At 63.8% G+C, this 218-nt stretch carries 1 protein-coding gene; it reads left to right on the top strand.

Going from position 1 to position 218, the window contains the following annotated elements:
* A partial coding sequence (locus SM757_RS35435) for a nitrogenase component 1 (protein WP_322468932.1) occupies positions 1-218 on the top strand: 218 nt, incomplete at both ends.

Genomic DNA, 218 nt, shown 5'->3' on the forward strand with positions numbered 1-218 from the left:
CTCATCGGCAACACCTACGGCAAGTACCTCGAGCGTGACTGCGGCACCCCGCTCATCCGCCTGGTGTTCCCCATCTTCGACCGCCACCACTACCACCGCTTCCCCACCTGGGGCTATGACGGCGGCCTGCGCGTGCTGACGATGCTGCTGGACGAGTTCTTCGAGACGCTCGACGCCAACACCATCGTCCCGGGCAAGACCGACTACAGCTACGACAT

Source organism: Azohydromonas lata (assembly GCF_034427735.1).
In the GTDB taxonomy this organism is placed as follows: domain Bacteria; phylum Pseudomonadota; class Gammaproteobacteria; order Burkholderiales; family Burkholderiaceae_C; genus Azohydromonas; species Azohydromonas lata.